Annotated in this window: 13 protein-coding genes and 1 tRNA gene; 6 read left to right on the top strand and 8 right to left on the bottom strand. The window is 41.8% G+C overall.

From position 1 onward, the window contains the following. Positions 1 to 36 precede the first annotated feature (36 nt). Entirely contained in the window at positions 37 to 861 is an 825-nt protein-coding gene (tcdA, locus tag FLL46_RS23245; protein WP_246119390.1) for a tRNA cyclic N6-threonylcarbamoyladenosine(37) synthase TcdA, read from the top strand. A 117-nt stretch (positions 862 to 978) separates the two neighbouring features. Here the strand turns inward: tcdA and FLL46_RS23240 are convergent, their stop codons facing one another. Then, positions 979 to 1,179 carry a DUF6316 family protein gene (locus FLL46_RS23240; protein ID WP_142934217.1) on the bottom strand — a complete coding sequence of 67 codons (201 nt, stop codon included), beginning with the start codon at positions 1,177 to 1,179 and terminating at the stop codon, positions 979 to 981. Between the two features lie 541 nt (positions 1,180 to 1,720). Between FLL46_RS23240 and FLL46_RS23235 the strand changes: the two genes are divergently transcribed. Then, on the top strand, positions 1,721 to 4,402 hold the full coding sequence (locus FLL46_RS23235; protein WP_168204297.1) for a serine/threonine protein kinase: 2,682 nt from the start codon (positions 1,721 to 1,723) through the stop codon (positions 4,400 to 4,402). Between the two features lie 133 nt (positions 4,403 to 4,535). Further along, the gene (locus FLL46_RS23230) at positions 4,536 to 6,440 is read left to right on the top strand and encodes a hypothetical protein (RefSeq protein ID WP_142934214.1); all 1,905 of its coding nucleotides are present in this window, start codon (positions 4,536 to 4,538) and stop codon (positions 6,438 to 6,440) included. 47 nt (positions 6,441 to 6,487) lie between these two features. Here FLL46_RS23230 and queG read toward each other — a convergent pair whose 3' ends face one another. Next, entirely contained in the window at positions 6,488 to 7,753 is a 1,266-nt protein-coding gene (gene queG, locus FLL46_RS23225; protein ID WP_246119389.1) for a tRNA epoxyqueuosine(34) reductase QueG, read from the bottom strand. A gap of 100 nt (positions 7,754 to 7,853) precedes the next feature. Between queG and FLL46_RS23220 the strand changes: the two genes are divergently transcribed. Then, positions 7,854 to 7,930: transfer RNA gene (locus tag FLL46_RS23220), tRNA-Arg, on the top strand. Between the two features lie 94 nt (positions 7,931 to 8,024). On the opposite strand, the gene FLL46_RS23215 is transcribed toward FLL46_RS23220, so the two are convergent. Next, positions 8,025 to 8,387 (bottom strand): response regulator, encoded by a 363-nt coding sequence (locus FLL46_RS23215; protein WP_142934212.1) that lies wholly within the window; start codon positions 8,385 to 8,387, stop codon positions 8,025 to 8,027. 174 nt (positions 8,388 to 8,561) lie between these two features. On the opposite strand from FLL46_RS23215, the gene FLL46_RS23210 reads away from it, so the two are divergent. Both FLL46_RS23210 and FLL46_RS23205 read left to right on the top strand, forming a co-directional pair. Beyond that, positions 8,562 to 8,792, top strand: coding sequence for a YheU family protein (locus FLL46_RS23210; protein WP_142934211.1), 231 nt, complete (start codon positions 8,562 to 8,564; stop codon positions 8,790 to 8,792). A gap of 167 nt (positions 8,793 to 8,959) precedes the next feature. After that, a complete protein-coding gene (locus tag FLL46_RS23205) occupies positions 8,960 to 9,499 on the top strand; it encodes a protein tyrosine phosphatase family protein (RefSeq protein ID WP_142934209.1) in 540 nt (179 codons plus the stop codon). 78 nt (positions 9,500 to 9,577) lie between these two features. Here FLL46_RS23205 and FLL46_RS23200 read toward each other — a convergent pair whose 3' ends face one another. From FLL46_RS23200 to FLL46_RS23180, 5 genes are all read right to left on the bottom strand, one after another. Beyond that, positions 9,578 to 10,840, bottom strand: a complete 1,263-nt coding sequence (locus FLL46_RS23200) for a DUF3108 domain-containing protein (protein WP_142934208.1) — start codon at positions 10,838 to 10,840, stop codon at positions 9,578 to 9,580. Between the two features lies 1 nt (position 10,841). Continuing rightward, positions 10,842 to 11,510, bottom strand: coding sequence for a phosphoribosylglycinamide formyltransferase (purN, locus tag FLL46_RS23195; protein ID WP_142934206.1), 669 nt, complete (start codon positions 11,508 to 11,510; stop codon positions 10,842 to 10,844). A 216-nt stretch (positions 11,511 to 11,726) separates the two neighbouring features. Beyond that, positions 11,727 to 12,767, bottom strand: coding sequence for a phosphoribosylformylglycinamidine cyclo-ligase (gene purM / locus FLL46_RS23190; RefSeq protein WP_142934205.1), 1,041 nt, complete (start codon positions 12,765 to 12,767; stop codon positions 11,727 to 11,729). Positions 12,768 to 12,950: 183 nt separating this feature from the next. Beyond that, on the bottom strand, positions 12,951 to 13,241 hold the full coding sequence (locus FLL46_RS23185; RefSeq protein ID WP_142934203.1) for a DUF6763 family protein: 291 nt from the start codon (positions 13,239 to 13,241) through the stop codon (positions 12,951 to 12,953). 213 nt (positions 13,242 to 13,454) lie between these two features. Beyond that, the gene (locus tag FLL46_RS23180; protein ID WP_142934201.1) at positions 13,455 to 15,413 is read right to left on the bottom strand and encodes a transglycosylase SLT domain-containing protein; all 1,959 of its coding nucleotides are present in this window, start codon (positions 15,411 to 15,413) and stop codon (positions 13,455 to 13,457) included. Positions 15,414 to 15,597: the final 184 nt, after the last annotated feature.

Raw genomic sequence — 15,597 nt, 5'->3', positions numbered from 1 at the left:
TCTTTAACCGACATTAATTCATAAAAGGTAGAGGGTTTGCAGAAGGATCAAGATATACAGCAGGTTCAAGATTTACGACAGACTCAGTCTATTGAAGACAGCAGGTTTGGCGGTACGCAGCGATTATACGGAAAACAGGGACGGGAAAAACTGGCGAATGCCAGGGTCACGGTTGTTGGTATTGGGGGAGTTGGTAGTTGGGTCGCTGAAGGGCTGGCAAGAACTGCAATTGGCCATATTAAGCTGATTGATCTGGATGATATTTGCGTGACAAATACCAACCGACAAATTCATGCCTACCAGGAAAATATCGGTCGCCTCAAAGTAGAAGCAATGGCTGAACGTATCAAAGCCATCAACCCGGCTTGTAATGTCACCGCGGTGAGCGATTTTATTAGCGCTGACAACCAGGCCGAATTATTGAGTGATAAGCCTGATTTTGTAGTTGATGCAATCGACAGCGTTCCAGCGAAGGTCGCGCTGATTGCTTATTGTAAGCGCAATAAGATAAAAATTATCACTGTTGGTGGTGCAGGTGGCCAGCAAGATCCGCTAAAAATAACCGTGGCAGACCTGAGTAAAACCTGGCAAGACCCGCTTGCGGCACGGGTGAGAAGTGAGTTAAGACGAAAATATAACTTTACTAAAAACCCCAAACGAAGATTTGGTATCGAATGCGTGTTTTCGACTGAGCAGTTGAGTTACCCAACCCCTGAAGGGGAAGTTTGCCAGCAAAAACAGTTTTCCGATGGTAGTGTAAAACTAGACTGTAGTGGCGGTCTTGGAGCAAGCGTTGTAGTGACATCAACATTTGGCATGGTGGCCGCGGCAAGGGTTATCAATAAACTTTCGGAATGCTGATTTTTGGAGTAGCCCGGTATATACCACATTGATTAAAATGCCAGGTTCGACCTGGGTCACCGGTAATGTGGCGTGAATGAACAAATTGTATGACTTTTAGTCAGCTTACTGCGTAATCTACTGCTGAGCTGTGAATTGATTACAAATTTCGTTGGCGTTACGAATGTAAATAATCAGCTCGTGCTCTGCTTCCAACTGAGAGACGTAAGGGCCTTTTTCTGTCTTTTCTCTAGTTAGAAACCACCAGCCTTCGTTGGTGTGATAGAATCGATCAGTTCTAAACCAGGGTCTCGCAGCTTCTCCTGCTCGTGTACGCATGGTCGAAACCTCCTTTGCTAAGTCGTCCAGACCTGGGTATCAGTTTAGCTCAAAAATTCGGCAATTCCATAATAAGAATTGTCGATTAAAGCTTTTGCCTTAATAGACTGCAGGCATTAGCCCTAGAGCACCTTTTATAAGAGCATTTTCAAGCGATAGGTTCAAACAAAAATCACAATATGAGATTGTTGAGTTAGTGAGAAAGCGGCTTGGCAGACAACTATTACACAGTTTGATTATCGCAGGGCGAATTCACACTTTTTAGACTAAAATAACTAGTGCCTGTTGACCAACCGGCCTTAATCGGTAATATGTTAATTCACACAAATTATTGTATTTGTTAAGATTTCAAGGACATCTCTAAAAAAGGCATTCTCCAAATAATAATGATTCAAAAAGACGGGGTTCATAAAAGAAATTCATTAAAAGAATTCAAAAGGCGGTTTCGTTTTAACCAATAGCTTCGTTCGTTAATAGCGGATTTTGTTTTTAATGGCATGAAAATAATAATATTAATAAAGCAACTAATCGGGATAACTTTGTGAGCGCGATTGAAATTCCAGGATATAAAATTGTTAGAACTTTGGGTGTAGGTGGCCAGGCAACGGTCTATTTAGCGATACAACAAGGGTTTGACAGAGAAGTGGCGCTTAAGGTGATGTCGCCTGCATTGGCTGCTGATCCAACTTTCGGCGAGCGATTTGTTCGCGAGGCTAAAATTGTCGCCAAGCTTTCTCACAAGAGCATTGTGACAGTCTATGATGTCGGCGAAAGTGGGAATTTCTATTATCTTGCGATGGAATATCTGCCCGGCGGTGACCTGAAAAAGCGGATTTCCGACGGCATGAAGGCGCGCGAGTGCCTGGCGATTATCAGTAAGATTGCGAATGCGCTGCACTTTGCCCACGAAAAAGGGTATATCCATCGAGATGTAAAGTCTGAAAATATCTTGTTTGACCGGGATAATGAGCCGTTGCTCACCGATTTCGGTATCGCTAAAGCATCTAATTCTTCTACTCAAATGACTCAAACTGGCAAACTAATTGGTACGCCCGAATATATGAGTCCAGAACAATGCCGTGGTAAAACGGTTGATGGCCGTTCCGATCTTTATAGTCTGGGTATTATTCTGTTTGAAATGTTAACTAAAGGTGTTCCTTTCAGCGGCGAAGATTCGGTCGCCGTTTGTATTAAACATGTGACAAAGCCCATACCTGAACTGCCCGCCAGGTTAAAGCATTTTCAGTGGTTGCTAGAGCTATTGCTCGCTAAAGAGCCTGCTAAACGTGTTCAGACCGGGGTCGAACTCGTTAAAGTTATCAGCGACTTCAAAGACACAGGAAAGCGAACCGAGGTGCCCAAAGCTGAAGCGCCACCAATAAAAAAATCCCGGGCTAAAAAACAGAGTATCCAGAAAACCGTTGCGACCAATAAACTTGATGAGCACGACGATTTTGATGATTTGCATTCGGAACGTCGCTTTCACGTGCAAGAGAAGGAACCCAAAAATAAAGTTCCTTTATTTGTCAGTATTATTTTACTCACACTACTGGGAATTGGCGGCTTTTTCACCAAAGACAGATGGTTACCGGCAACTATGGCTTGGTTCGATGAAAATATTTCAGGAAATGCCGCGTCCGAAAAGTCGACTTCAACTGCCGAGCAAAAATCTGATAAAACTGTTTCAACCGATAGTGGCGGACCAAATTCTGCCACTCAAACAGATAGTGGTTCAGAAAATTTATCTGCGAACAAAAATGGCGGCCAGTCCGTTAGCGGCTCTGAAAGTAACGGCGTGAAAAGAACGGCAAATGTTGAGGAACTGTTGCAAGAAGCTGACACGCTGGTTCAATTTTTACCACAGAAATTAGATGATATTAAGCAAGCGCTCAAATTGCTTGCAACCGTTAACACTTTGCAACCCGAAAACAAAAATGCGCAATTGATTTATCAAAATATCATTAGTGTGAGTTTATCTGAGGCGACAACACTGGCTGAAAATAATAACTTTGAGCAGGCGGGGGAGTGGATCGCCTTGGTTGAGTATGAACAACCGCAACACACCTTGCTGGACGCAACCAAGCAAAACATTGCTCGCTTGAAAGTTGATTTTGAATCGAAGGTGAAAGAACGTGAACAAAGCCAGATAAAAATCGATGAGCTCATATCTCAGGGAAATCTGGCGCTAAAAGAAGAGAGACTGTCCTCTCCTCAAGACAACAATGCTATCTATTACTTTCAACAAGTTCTCAAACTTGAACCACAGAATCAAAATGCGAAAGAAGGGCTTGAACAAGTCACTGATACATACGCTAATTTAGTTGAAGCAGCCATTAGCGAAAATACTTATTCTCGAGCACGGACTTTGTTAGCTCGATTTAGTAGTCTTTCTGACGATGAAGCCAAAAAAGTGAGTTTGCGACAGAAGATTACCCAAGGAGAGAAAGCTTATAATATCGCCAGGAAAGAGAGACAAAGACTAGCGGCAATCGCCGAAAAGAAAAAGCAGGCGGAATCTGAAAGGCAAGCCAGATTAAGTGATCCTTTGGTGCAGATGCGATTGCAAGGTAGTCTGGACGCTGCAAAAGCACTTGAGCAACAAAATTTGCTGGTTGAGCCAGAAGAAAATAATGCGCTCGCGAAATATCGACTAGCACTGGAAATGGATGATCGCAACGAAGAAGCAAAAAACGGTGTTGTTAGAATAGAACAAGCTGTGCTAAGTGGTTTGACTAATAGCATTGCGGCGTCAAACAAATCAGAGGCATTTAAATGGTTAAATAAACTCAAACTATTTGATGCTAACCATCCTCAGTATGCATCGTTTAACCGGGCTGTGGAGGATATTATTGAGATAACTCCCCAAACTGAAGAAAAACTACCGACGGACTCTGAGAATAATAATACAACATTGGATATTAATGAGGCAGAGTTGAGTGTCGATTCATCTGAACCTATAAATAGCACCGAAGGTGAGAGCAATAGCGCTTCTACAGAAGCGGCTGATGAATTACTACCCCAAGAATCTAAAACTGCAGATGAAACCGCGGTAAAAGCTGAGTTGCCGCCAGAAACAAAACCACTATCAGAAGTTGGTTCGAATTCTGGCGACGAACTAAATACAGAAGAATCGTCTGCTGATCAGAACCCACCGCCAGTAGAGCAACAATCTGAACAAAAGAACGAAGATAAAGACAAAGACGATCCGCCTTCGGCTTCATAACTTGAGCCTTTTTGTGCTAAAGTATTCTCTACAAATAAAACGATAAATCATGCTATCTGAAAACTGGTTAACGGATTTTGTTATCGGTCGACAGTCAAATAAGCAAGCTGCTGAATATTAAGGTTTCAAACTCATGCAAAACAAATTAATTTCATTAATTACGGCTTCATTTCTTTGTTTATTGCTCGCCTGTGGGGGAGCCAATAAAGCACTTATTTCTCAAGCGGAGATAGATGCGGCTCGTCACGGTGGCTCATTGGAAAATTTGTATGATAAAGCATCGGGATTTGTTGCTGAAAGTAAGGGAAGTGCGAGGAAGGATGCGGTTGAACTACGTTCTAAAATTGCACAGCTTCTGGTTGTAGATAAAGGCCAGCAAGTAGAATCTGTTTTGTCTAAATTAACCGAAGATAATACAAGTATTACTCGGCAGCAATTGTTGCAAACTCAACAGTCGATAGAAGGAATGCAACAATGGTCTGCGACTGACTATACGCGCCTAAACACTAAACTCGCACGAGCAATAGAGTCTTTAAATCAAAAAATAAAGCGCTTTGTCGATGAATCTAAAGAGTCAGGTAAAGATCAAGTTGCCAGTGTACTCGCGCTCAAAAAAGCAGCAACCTTGGCGGGTAAAGAACAGCCTGAAACTAAAATGTACCAACAAACTCATGAAAAAGTGATTTCTCAACTACTTTATCAAGGGAATGATGGGCTTTCCAAGCGCTTGTTTAGTACGGTGGTTAGCGCGGCCAAATCGGGGTTGTTACTTGACCCTGGGAGTATTCAGTTTGAGTCAATGTTATCTCAAGGACAAGCAGGCTTATTCGAAAAAGATTTTCGTTTTGCACTGGAAAATGGTAAGCCAGAATCTGCCTACCAATCTTTACTGCAGGTAGCTGACGAACCTATCTTTTTACAGCTAAAAAAATCAATGGGAACTAGCATTCCTGTGTTGGCAACTTATTTTGCCGGCGCCGCTAAAAAAGCCTATGAAAAAGGAGATTTGTTAACGGCTTATCAGAACTTCCAAAAAGGTCGAACAGTTCAGGAAAAGCTGGATGTTTCGCAGAAAGGTTTTATTCAGGAAAAACGATTCCTTGATTTAGTGATGTCCAGAGCTCGGCAAGAACAGAGTGGGGATGGTAAACGACAGGCATTAATGCGGGTTGTGAATGAATTTGATCCCAACTACCCAGGATTAAAAGCAGAGTTTTTAAAGCTTAGTGACGAAGTAAAAAACAGGGCGATGACAAAGTTATCTGTTGCTGAATTTAAAGAGGTTCAGTCAGGGGATTCTGTTGTCGCATCTGTTGGAAGAAGGGTCGGTAGTAAGTTAGAAAAAATTCTCTTTGAACAATTAGGCAATGAAGTGCTTATTGTTACCGATACTCCGAATTCGACAGCACAAAACTATCAGGGATTACTTCTGAAGGTTGATGGGGAAATTCTGCAAGCTGCGATCGAAACTTCAGTCAATAATGGTCAAAGATCACAGCAGGTTCAAACGGGAATAAATCGAGTTGAAACCGAAGAGTATAAAAAATGGGCAAAGCGAAAACGTGGCGAAGCGCCAAAGCAGTACAATGAGTCTCCGATTGTTGAAGAAGTGGTACTGAGAGTTGAACATGTTCGTAAACAGGCGATTGCGGAAGTTGCCTTTAGAATTATTGAACCTTCGACTGGAAAAATTTTATTAACTGATAATTTTGTTAAAGAAGCAGAGCATGCCGGCGAGTCTATCAATGAATACCAGAAAGGAGACTTTCATCAGCCTTATGTGCGAGCAGATTTACCATCAGATATTAAAATAATGGATAGCCTTGCCACTGAACTGGCAGCAATGCTGGGTGAAAAGTTGAGCAATTATTTACGTAGTCCTGAGCAGGTTTTTCACCACAAGTATGTCGAAGCCAAAGCACAAGGTGATGTGCCTGGTGCCACCGAACTTTTAGCCAATGCACTGTCAATTGCCGAGAGTAAAGGAAAAGACATTGATAATTGGTACAGTGAAATAAAAACTTTGGTGCTTCAATAAACCCGCGAGGGTTTTTCGGGAGGTGTTGGCTCAACAGCTCCCGTTAGTTATGCATCTCTTGGCAGCATGTTGGTAACGCAATTAATTAGTTTTTGAGTTTTTTTATTGACCGTTAAATCATTTGATTGGCGATTTTTTAATTGTGAAATAGCCCAGTCAATGTGTTCGCAGACTAAATCGTTTGCTTCTTGCTTCTTGTTAACGAGTAACTCAATGGTTTGTGGCTCGTAGACAGAATTACCGATTGCCACTGCCAGATTACGCAGCCAGTTTTGATATCCAATTCTTCGTATTGGACTACCCTGAAAATTATCAAGAAACTCTTTCTCATTCCATTGCCATAACTGGAGCAATGAAATAGTGTCGAGATTATTTTTGGGTTGAAACCCTGTTTCCTTAGATATTTGCGCGTATCGATTCCAGGGACACGCCAACTGGCAATCATCACAACCATAAATCCTGTTACCCATTTTACTTCGAAGCGATATTGGTATGGGGCCTTTATTTTCGATCGTTAGATACGAGATGCAACGGGTGGCATCTACTTTCTTGGAGTCGATGATAGCGTCGGTAGGGCATAAACTAATACAGGCGCTACAGTTGCCGCATAAATCTTCAACGGGCTCATCAATTGGCAGCGGTAAATTAATAAATATTTCACCGAGGAAAAACCAGGACCCCGCTTTTTTGTTGATAATCAGAGAGTGTTTTCCCTTCCAGCCTAACCCGGATTTTTCTGCAAATGAAGTTTCTAACACGGGCGCGCTATCAACAAAAACACGATAATCAACGGCATCGCTTGTTTCAATTTCAGCTTGAAGCTGACGACAGACAGCATCGAGTTTTTTGCGCATTAATTTATGATAATCGCGTCCTAATGCATACCTCGATACATTGGCTTGCTGAGGATGTTTTAGCGGTTTCACAAAGCCTGCATGTTCGGGAAGGTAATCGTAACGTAAAGAGACAACTCTGAGTGTACCCGGGTGCAATTCATCAGGTGATGAGCGTAGATTTTGATTTCTTTCCAAAAAAGACATATCGCCGTGAAATCCATCGTTGACCCATTGTTTAAATTTTGCGAAATAACCACTGGTTGAGGTGTCAGACACTCTGGCGTCTTGAAAGCCGTGTTCTCTTGCCTTGATGACAAGTTTACTTTTTATTTCAGTGAGGGCTTCTGTTGACAGCATCGGCGCTAAATTTAACTTGAAGGAAAGCAGTGAGTAACGAATGAACTCATTATCTAATAAATTACAGGTAGGCTCCAGATTTCTGATCTTAGATTCATAAATACATTGATTTTCGTTCAAAAATTCAACACTTAAAAATCAAATTGATCCTAATCTGAAAATTAATGAGAAAATTGCTTGAGTCTTTTATGGCATTCAGTTAGATTAAGCGCCTCAACACGCGCCATTAGCTCAGCTGGATAGAGCATCAGGCTTCGAACCTGAGGGTCGGGCGTTCGAATCGCTCATGGCGCGCCAAATTTTGTTAGTAAATTGACACTATTTGTGTCGTTAAAAAAAGTAATATTGAAAAGGTCACCATTGGTGGCCTTTTTTGTTTTTGGATTTACGACTATCGAATCACTTTTTTAACGGTGTGTACCAGGGTTTCCGGGTTAAAGGGCTTAACAATCCATCCAGTTGCACCTGCTGCTTTTCCTTGGCCTTTTTTCTCCGCTGCTGATTCTGTGGTTAGGAGCAGAATAGGGACAAACTTATAGTTATCCAGACTTCTGAGTTCTGATGTTAGCTCAAAACCACTTTTATTTGGCATGTTAACATCAGATAAAATCAGTTCGTATTGGGTTGACTTGGCTTTTGCCAGGGCCTCGTTGCCGTCTTTGGCTTCTTCTACTTCATGTCCTGCAGCTTTTAGTGTAAAGCTGACCATTTGGCGCATACTGGACGAGTCGTCGGCAATTAAAATTTTGGACATTGTGCTTTTTCCCAAATAAATCGGTGTTTTATGTGAATCAAATGATCTTGTTTAGTTAAGAATAGAACATATACTAAAAATCTCACAAAATAATTGCCGAAATGAGTGCCCGTCAGTATACAATAATCCAAAGTTTCTCCAATTATAGATTGAATATCAAAGGGTTGTAATGCGATGCTAATTGACTATAAAACGCTGTCTGATGAAGCCTTAAAAGGGGTGTGTGAGCAGTACGTTGTAACCCATTTATCGGAAACTGAACAAGATCCAAAGTATTCCGGCTGGGTTGATAGTGTGATAGAAAAAGTTAAGTCGGGAGAGTTGATCATTGAGTTTTCGGAAGTTGACGAAAGCGTCACTTTAAAATCACGTGACGAAGTTTTTGTAGATGGAAAGGATGGCTAAGAATCAGACAGAAATATGGTTTGATCGATATCATGATTTGAAGTTCGATGAGATTAAATTTTAAAGAAATTAATCTGTCGAGAAATTAAACAAACAGAACGTTGAGCTGGCTCGACTAAATCACGTTAGCCGCGGAAAATACCCCAAAAGACTGAGAGGAAAAATTAATGAAACAAGCAAGCATTTACTCAAGTTTATTTCGTCTGGTTTTGCTATTGAGTTTCTTTTCACTCAATAATGCGTCCGCTGAAAACCAAGTTAATCTCTCAGATATTTCAATGAAAAATGCCAAGATTTTTAATGGCAAACTCATTACTGGCGGCCAACCTTCTGCGGAAGATTTGGCAAAGCTTAAAGCGATGGGCGTTAACAATGTTATTAATCTGAGGACCGAAGGTGAATTTAATCAGTTCGATGAGTCTGAGCAAACAAAACTTTTGGGGCTTAATTATACTTCCCTCGAAATTTCTGGCGCAACAGGCATTACTTTTGAAAATGCGAATAAACTCGACAAAATATTAAGTAGCCATCAGGGAATGACGCTGATTCATTGCGCCAGTAGCAATCGCGTTGGGGCGTTGATTGCTTTGCGTGCTTATGGTGTTCAGCATAAAAGCCTCAAAGAGGCTATCGCCGATGGCCAAAAAGCGGGACTGAAAAGCTTAAAAGAAAAAGTGGTTAAATTGATTAATCAACGAGAGCAATGATCATTTGCGTAAATTACTGACTAGCAAGGTTTTACCTTTTTCTTCTGGCCTGCTGCATTTGGCGGAAATAGGGCGGGGCTATCTGGCAGCCTGTTTAATGTCATCTTTAGGGGTCACAAACTCCAGTTTGTTTAAGGTAAGCACGACATCCGGTTTATCTTGCTCAACCTGGGCAATTTTAATGGGAAAGTAGTTATACTCCGGGCTTAGCCATAATGAGAAGCGACTGTCATCGCCGCTGATTCTATCGAGTCTAATGGTGTTTATTTCACCCATGGGGGTGATGATAGTTTCATCTCCGGTGATTTGATAGCTATAAGTTTTACGCTTACCTTTATAGCTGATGATGTAGTTAAAATCTTTAGCTCCCGATAATAAATCTGAACGCAATTTCACCAAGTGGGACATGCGGTCATATAAATGTTGATCCAGCGGTAACTGCCAATTTCGTTTTCCTTTTTTACCCGCTTCCATTTTTTGTTGCCAGTCAAAAGATTGCTCTACTTTACGCTCAGATTTAAAGCTAATTTTAGTAGACGTGAAAAACTCATTGGTAAATAACTTGTTATTTTGAATGACGAACTTAGAAAACTCCCTGCTTTTTAGGGTCAGCATCCATTTTTTCAATTTAGTCGAGACCTGCAGTTTCCAGTTTCCATCTTCAAAAAGCATATTGCGAGAAGCGCTACCCAACCTGTCACCGTCGGAGTAAATATCATAGGAAGCGTTATAAGCATGAAGAAAAACCCAGGGATTTTCACGTAGGCTAGAGGTTAGCCTGTTGTGCTCGTTTGCAGACAAGCCACTGTTATCCGGAGTTTGTGGGTTACTTTGTTCCGCTTTAAAATCATCAAGACTGTTATTACCTTGTCGGTGGTTTTCGGCACGAGTGTCGTCAGGAGCTTGTTTGTCTTCATTGTTTTTGACGATATCTTCATCAATTTTTTCACCACTTAACTCGACAGTACCTTCCTCTATTTGATCGGTATGTGATTGTGAACCGTCGCCCACTTGTGGATTGTTTAAGTTGTTGGGAGCGGTTGAAGAGTTTTGATTGACTGTTTCAACTGGTTGGGTTTGTTCTACAGCAATTTCATTGTCGTTTTGTGTTTCATTTGTTGCTGTTTTATCCTGGTTTTGATTTGCCTGTTCGTTTTGAGTTGGTGTACTGGAATTGTCAGGCGATGTTGGTTCGGCTAAGGAAACAGGGGAGTTTAACGAGAACAGCAAGGATGCAATCAGTAATACCGAGTTCAGGCTCGAAGTTGGGGTCAATTTTTTAGCTAATCCTTTGCATTCGACTAAACGCACACTTTTTGCCAAATGGCCAAAAAGCGACATATCAGTCGCCAAAAAGAATTGGTCTTTCCAGTTTTTTGTGATCAAAATAAACGCCGTCCTTTTCCATTGTTAGCCTGTTATTCAAGTACCAGGATGCAACTTCTGGATATAATCGATGTTCGAGTTTCTGAATTCGTTGCATGACCTGTTGTTCATTGAGCTCATTTTCTTCGTTGGATTCTGAACCTACGATTAATCGCATTTGAGATTGCGCAATAAGTGGACCACCGTCCAGCTCTTCTGTTACAAAGTGCACGCTGGTACCATGAAATTCATCATTATTTTCCAGCGCTTTTTTGTGAGTGTGAAGTCCAGGATATTTCGGCAACAGAGAAGGGTGGATGTTCAATAATTTACCACGAAAAGTTTGCACAAATTCGGGCGTCAAAATACGCATAAATCCTGCGAGAATAATTAGATCCGGTTGGTCCTTCTTAATTTCTTCTGCCAATTCTTTATCAAAAGATTCACGACTAGCGTGAGTTTTATGGTCTAGTGATACTGCTTTTATTCCTGCCTCTCGCGCTCTGGTAAGGCCATAAGCTTCTGGATTATTGCTAATGACCGAAACGATAGTACCGCCTAAACTTCCTTGTTGTTGCTTCTCGATAAAAGCCTGCAAGTTTGAACCACTGCCGGAAATCAGTATAACTAGTCGTTTACTACCCATTTTAGATCCGTTAATTCGTTTAATTAATTGTAAAGCAAGAAAACAATAAGATCGCGCGCAACAGGCCTACTTTAATAAAACGATTTCATAAAGGCCGTTTCATAAAAACTAGCTCATAAAGCGTATAAAAACTAGTTTATTGCCAGTTGGCACGACTAAGTTAGTGAGAATAAACTGTCTCAGTAAAAGTCACTGAACAAATCGTCAGACACAGAGTTAAATGAAAGTCACCTGTTGTGAGTTTTCAGCGCTAACAATTTCACCCAAATGCCAGGCATTTTCGCCAAGCTTTCTAAGGAGGTCTAACGCTGTTTCAAGCTCTTCTGAAGAAACGACCAGAACCATGCCAATACCACAGTTAAAGGTTCGATACATTTCCTGCTGTTCAACATTCCCGTTACTTTGCAACCAATTAAATATTTCTGGCATTTGCCAACTAGAACGGTTTATCTGAGCACAAGTGTTTTGTGGCAGAACACGTGGAATATTTTCGAGTAAACCACCACCGGTGATGTGGGACAAGGCCTTCAAATTAATATTTTTGGCAAGTTCCAGGACCGACTTTACATAGATTTTTGTCGGCTCTAGTAAAGTTTCCGCCAGTGTTTTTCCGTGGAAGTCTTGCTTGAGATCGGCACCGGAAACTTCAATGATCTTGCGAATAAGCGAATAGCCATTAGAGTGGGGGCCGCTCGAAGCTAACCCGATAAGCTGGTCGCCGGTTGCAACCTGAGTACCGTCAATGACTTTTGATTTTTCAACGATCCCGACGCAAAAGCCGGCTAAATCGTAGTCTTCACCGTCGTACATACCTGGCATTTCCGCAGTTTCACCGCCAATTAAAGAACAGTTAGACTGTTTGCAGCCTTCGCCAATTCCTGTAACCACGCTTGTCGCGATATCGACATCAAGCTTTCCAGTGGCATAGTAATCAAGGAAGAACAGCGGCTCTGCACCTTGAACTATCAAGTCGTTAACGCACATAGCAACCAGGTCAATACCGACTTTATCATGGATGCCTGCGTCAATCGCTAAGCGGAGTTTAGTGCCCACGCCGTCGGTGCCAGAGACTAATACCGGCTCTTGATAACCTTTCGGTAATTCAAACATTGCGCCGAATCCACCTAGATTAGACACAACTTCCGGTCGGCTAGTCGCTTTGGCGACCCCTTTGATTCTATCAACCAACTGGTTTCCGGCTTCGATATCGACGCCTGCGTCTTTGTAACTGAGTGATTTATCGCTTGTTTCTGACATACTTTAAGCTCTCATGGTATTGCGGCAATAATTTGCGCGTATTCTACCATGGCTTATGCTGAGATCGAGGGTTTTGAGAATTAATTTGAAGAATAATCCAATATCGGCGATAAGCCGATTTCCCTAATCGGTGTCAGGCGAAGGGGTATTTTCGTTTGTCAGATCGATCGAGCTTTGCTTGTGCTAACTGGCCTTGCGTTCAAGTGACATCAGCGCTTCATTCATCGCATATTCGTTAAATGCCGGATCTTGGCGATCGATTTCAAACGGACCTGTCCAATCTTCAGGTGGTGCAGTTTCAATGGGGACCAATGTTTTCCATCCGCTAAATTCGAGCTCCTCGATTTCTCCGTCGAAATATTGGATTTCGATGCTTTGTTCGTCGTAGTCAATGGCGACAACTTCAAATAGTGTTTCACTGGAAAATGGGCGATACCAATGTCCGATTTCTGCGGAGATTTGTCCAGACATCATGGTCAGACTCCTTAGTCTTTTTATTGCGGGAAAATTTTGATATTTAACGATCTTCCTTCAATCTTTAACAATATCTACTTTTGAGAAAACCTTTATATAACAGGCTTTTCACCATAATCATCGTCTAAAAAGAGACATTTTCCAAGGACCGTTTTGTTAGCAGTGGAAGAGCTATTAGAATGTTTTTTTATTAAGCAATTGCAAACTTGACACTTAGCGGCTCGCGGCGCCACTTTTTATTTCATTTAAGGATAAAATCGGGTAGCTATCTATCTGTGAGATGAATGTGGCTTGCTCTTTTTCTAAGTGGGCATAGATTGTTTGATACGTGAGTACGTTTTTGACGTATTCGCGAGTTTCTTTATAGGGAATTTGTTCAATCCACTGAATAGCATTTTGAGTTTTCGATTGATTTAACCACTCTTTAACCCGACTTTTTCCCGCATTGTAAGCAGCGGTTGCCAACACTGGATGCGCTTCAAAGCTGCGATACATTTGCCCAAGATGGGCGGTACCCAACTGGATATTGGTGTCGGCTGTCAGTAATTGCGAGGCTCGCCGATAAGATTTCGATTTGCCGGCAACCTGTTTAGCTGTGCTAGGCTTAAGCTGCATTAACCCCCTGGCACCGGCGCTTGAGATCGCATCAGTCTTAAAGGCACTTTCCTGGCGGGTAATCGCGTAAGCCCAACTCACCGGAATTTTATTTCGTTTTGATTCGGCTGCGTAGGTTTGATAAAGGTGGAGCGGGAATCTTTTACTAACGTCATTGATTTGTCGGCTGCGGGCGAAAGCTAAAATTGCCTGGTGTTGCCACCCCCAATTATGCGCAATGACGGCTAGCTTAATCTGGGCGTCTATCGGTGTTTGAGATACAAGTTGATTCCATTCGCGTCGAGCATCGGTGAGTCGATTGAGTTCAAAAAACTCTTTCGCTCTTTTGGCTGAGGGCAAGCGAGAGATTTGTTGAAGCGCATCTGGGTCAACTGTCACAGGACTATCTTGTAATTGTGGTTGCTGGTTAAGTTGTCTGGCTGCGAGAAAACCATAATAACTACGTCTATCGGCAATTGATGAGAAAAGTGACTTAGCTTTGTCTAAATTTCCGAGCTGAGTTTCGGCGACACCTTGCCAATATTTCCACTTGTTAAAGTCGTCTCCATGAGTGGCAAAGCTTTGAGCGTATTTGGAAATGCTGTGCCAATCGTTGTTATCCAGCGCGGTTGCCAATAGCCATTGGCTTACGGTGGAGTCCTTGTGATCAGTGACTGAGTTTAACCAGGCGTGGGCTTTTGGATCTTTGTCAATTGCAAGACTGAGTGCGATAGCACGACGAGTTTTTGGGAGAGGGAGGTTAAAGCCATATTTTTGACTGAGCTTTTTCCAGGTTTTAATGGTGTGGTTAGGATCTCGCCAGGCCAGTTTGTTTAATCCAATTTGAATAATATCTTCTGCTTTTGCGGTCAAGGGGACACGAAAAGTAATTTTGCTTAAATGCTTCGGCTGTTTAGCCACTTTCACAAGGAGCTTACCGGCACCTTGTTGATTGGCAGGCAGCTGGCGATTAAGATAGTCTGCTAGTTGGTATCGTTTATTTTTTACCGTCAGTAACAGACGTTTCCAAATGAGTTGTGCTGTTAACCCACCAGACTTTTGCCATCGTTTTATTAAAGTGTCGCAAGCTTTAGGTAATGAATTTCCGTTCAGCCAGATTTTTTCAATTTGAGGGTAAATATCTTGTCTGGGTTCGCTGGTATTCAGTTTAAATTGGAGCTGTTTGCACTTTAGCGGCGTACTGCCAAATTCTCGATAATGATGTAAAAATGTGGAGGTATACCCGTTATTTGCTAACCAATTCAACCACATATAACGTAATTTTCGAGCAACGGCATCGTTACTGTGTTGATTCAAAAAGCTTGCGATTGCCTCAGTATTTTCGATACTGAAGTTGCTCTGCAGTTTATCTCTTTCCAGATAAATTTGTAGGGGATAGTCGGCTAGTTGTTGATAGTTTCGATTAAAAAGAGACCAATTCTTGTCTTTTATGGCTTGTTCGGCTTGCAAAAACAGCTTTCGCTGCGACTTCAGTGAATCGTTGTTGGCAAATACAGGCAAACAACAAAAAACCAGCTGTGTAATGATTAGCTGTACGATTAGCTGTCGTGATGACAACGCCTATCTCCCGATTATTGATTTTGGTAATCTGGTCTTAGTAATTCTAAATCTATTCTACTGTTATCGCGCCAATTCACAATAAGTTTAGAACATTCTTAAAGTTGTTGGCCAAAATTCATGTTGTTTATCAGATTCATTCAACTAATTGGGTTTGACCAAGTTGTGGTGTAAAAGATTCAAT

The sequence above is a fragment of the Aliikangiella coralliicola genome (genome assembly GCF_007004725.1).
GTDB lineage: Bacteria > Pseudomonadota > Gammaproteobacteria > Enterobacterales > Kangiellaceae > Aliikangiella > Aliikangiella coralliicola.
This window is presented reverse-complemented; position numbering and strand designations above follow the sequence as displayed.

Coding starts and splice junctions, on each gene's coding strand:
- FLL46_RS23210 (WP_142934211.1), top strand. CDS start 8,562: ATGCTAATTGACTATAAAACGCTGTCTGATGAAGCCTTAAAAGGGGTG.
- purM (WP_142934205.1), bottom strand. CDS start 12,767: ATGTCAGAAACAAGCGATAAATCACTCAGTTACAAAGACGCAGGCGTC.
- FLL46_RS23185 (WP_142934203.1), bottom strand. CDS start 13,241: ATGATGTCTGGACAAATCTCCGCAGAAATCGGACATTGGTATCGCCCA.
- FLL46_RS23205 (WP_142934209.1), top strand. CDS start 8,960: ATGAAACAAGCAAGCATTTACTCAAGTTTATTTCGTCTGGTTTTGCTA.
- FLL46_RS23200 (WP_142934208.1), bottom strand. CDS start 10,840: ATGTCGCTTTTTGGCCATTTGGCAAAAAGTGTGCGTTTAGTCGAATGC.
- FLL46_RS23240 (WP_142934217.1), bottom strand. CDS start 1,179: ATGCGTACACGAGCAGGAGAAGCTGCGAGACCCTGGTTTAGAACTGAT.
- FLL46_RS23230 (WP_142934214.1), top strand. CDS start 4,536: ATGCAAAACAAATTAATTTCATTAATTACGGCTTCATTTCTTTGTTTA.
- FLL46_RS23215 (WP_142934212.1), bottom strand. CDS start 8,387: ATGTCCAAAATTTTAATTGCCGACGACTCGTCCAGTATGCGCCAAATG.
- purN (WP_142934206.1), bottom strand. CDS start 11,510: ATGGGTAGTAAACGACTAGTTATACTGATTTCCGGCAGTGGTTCAAAC.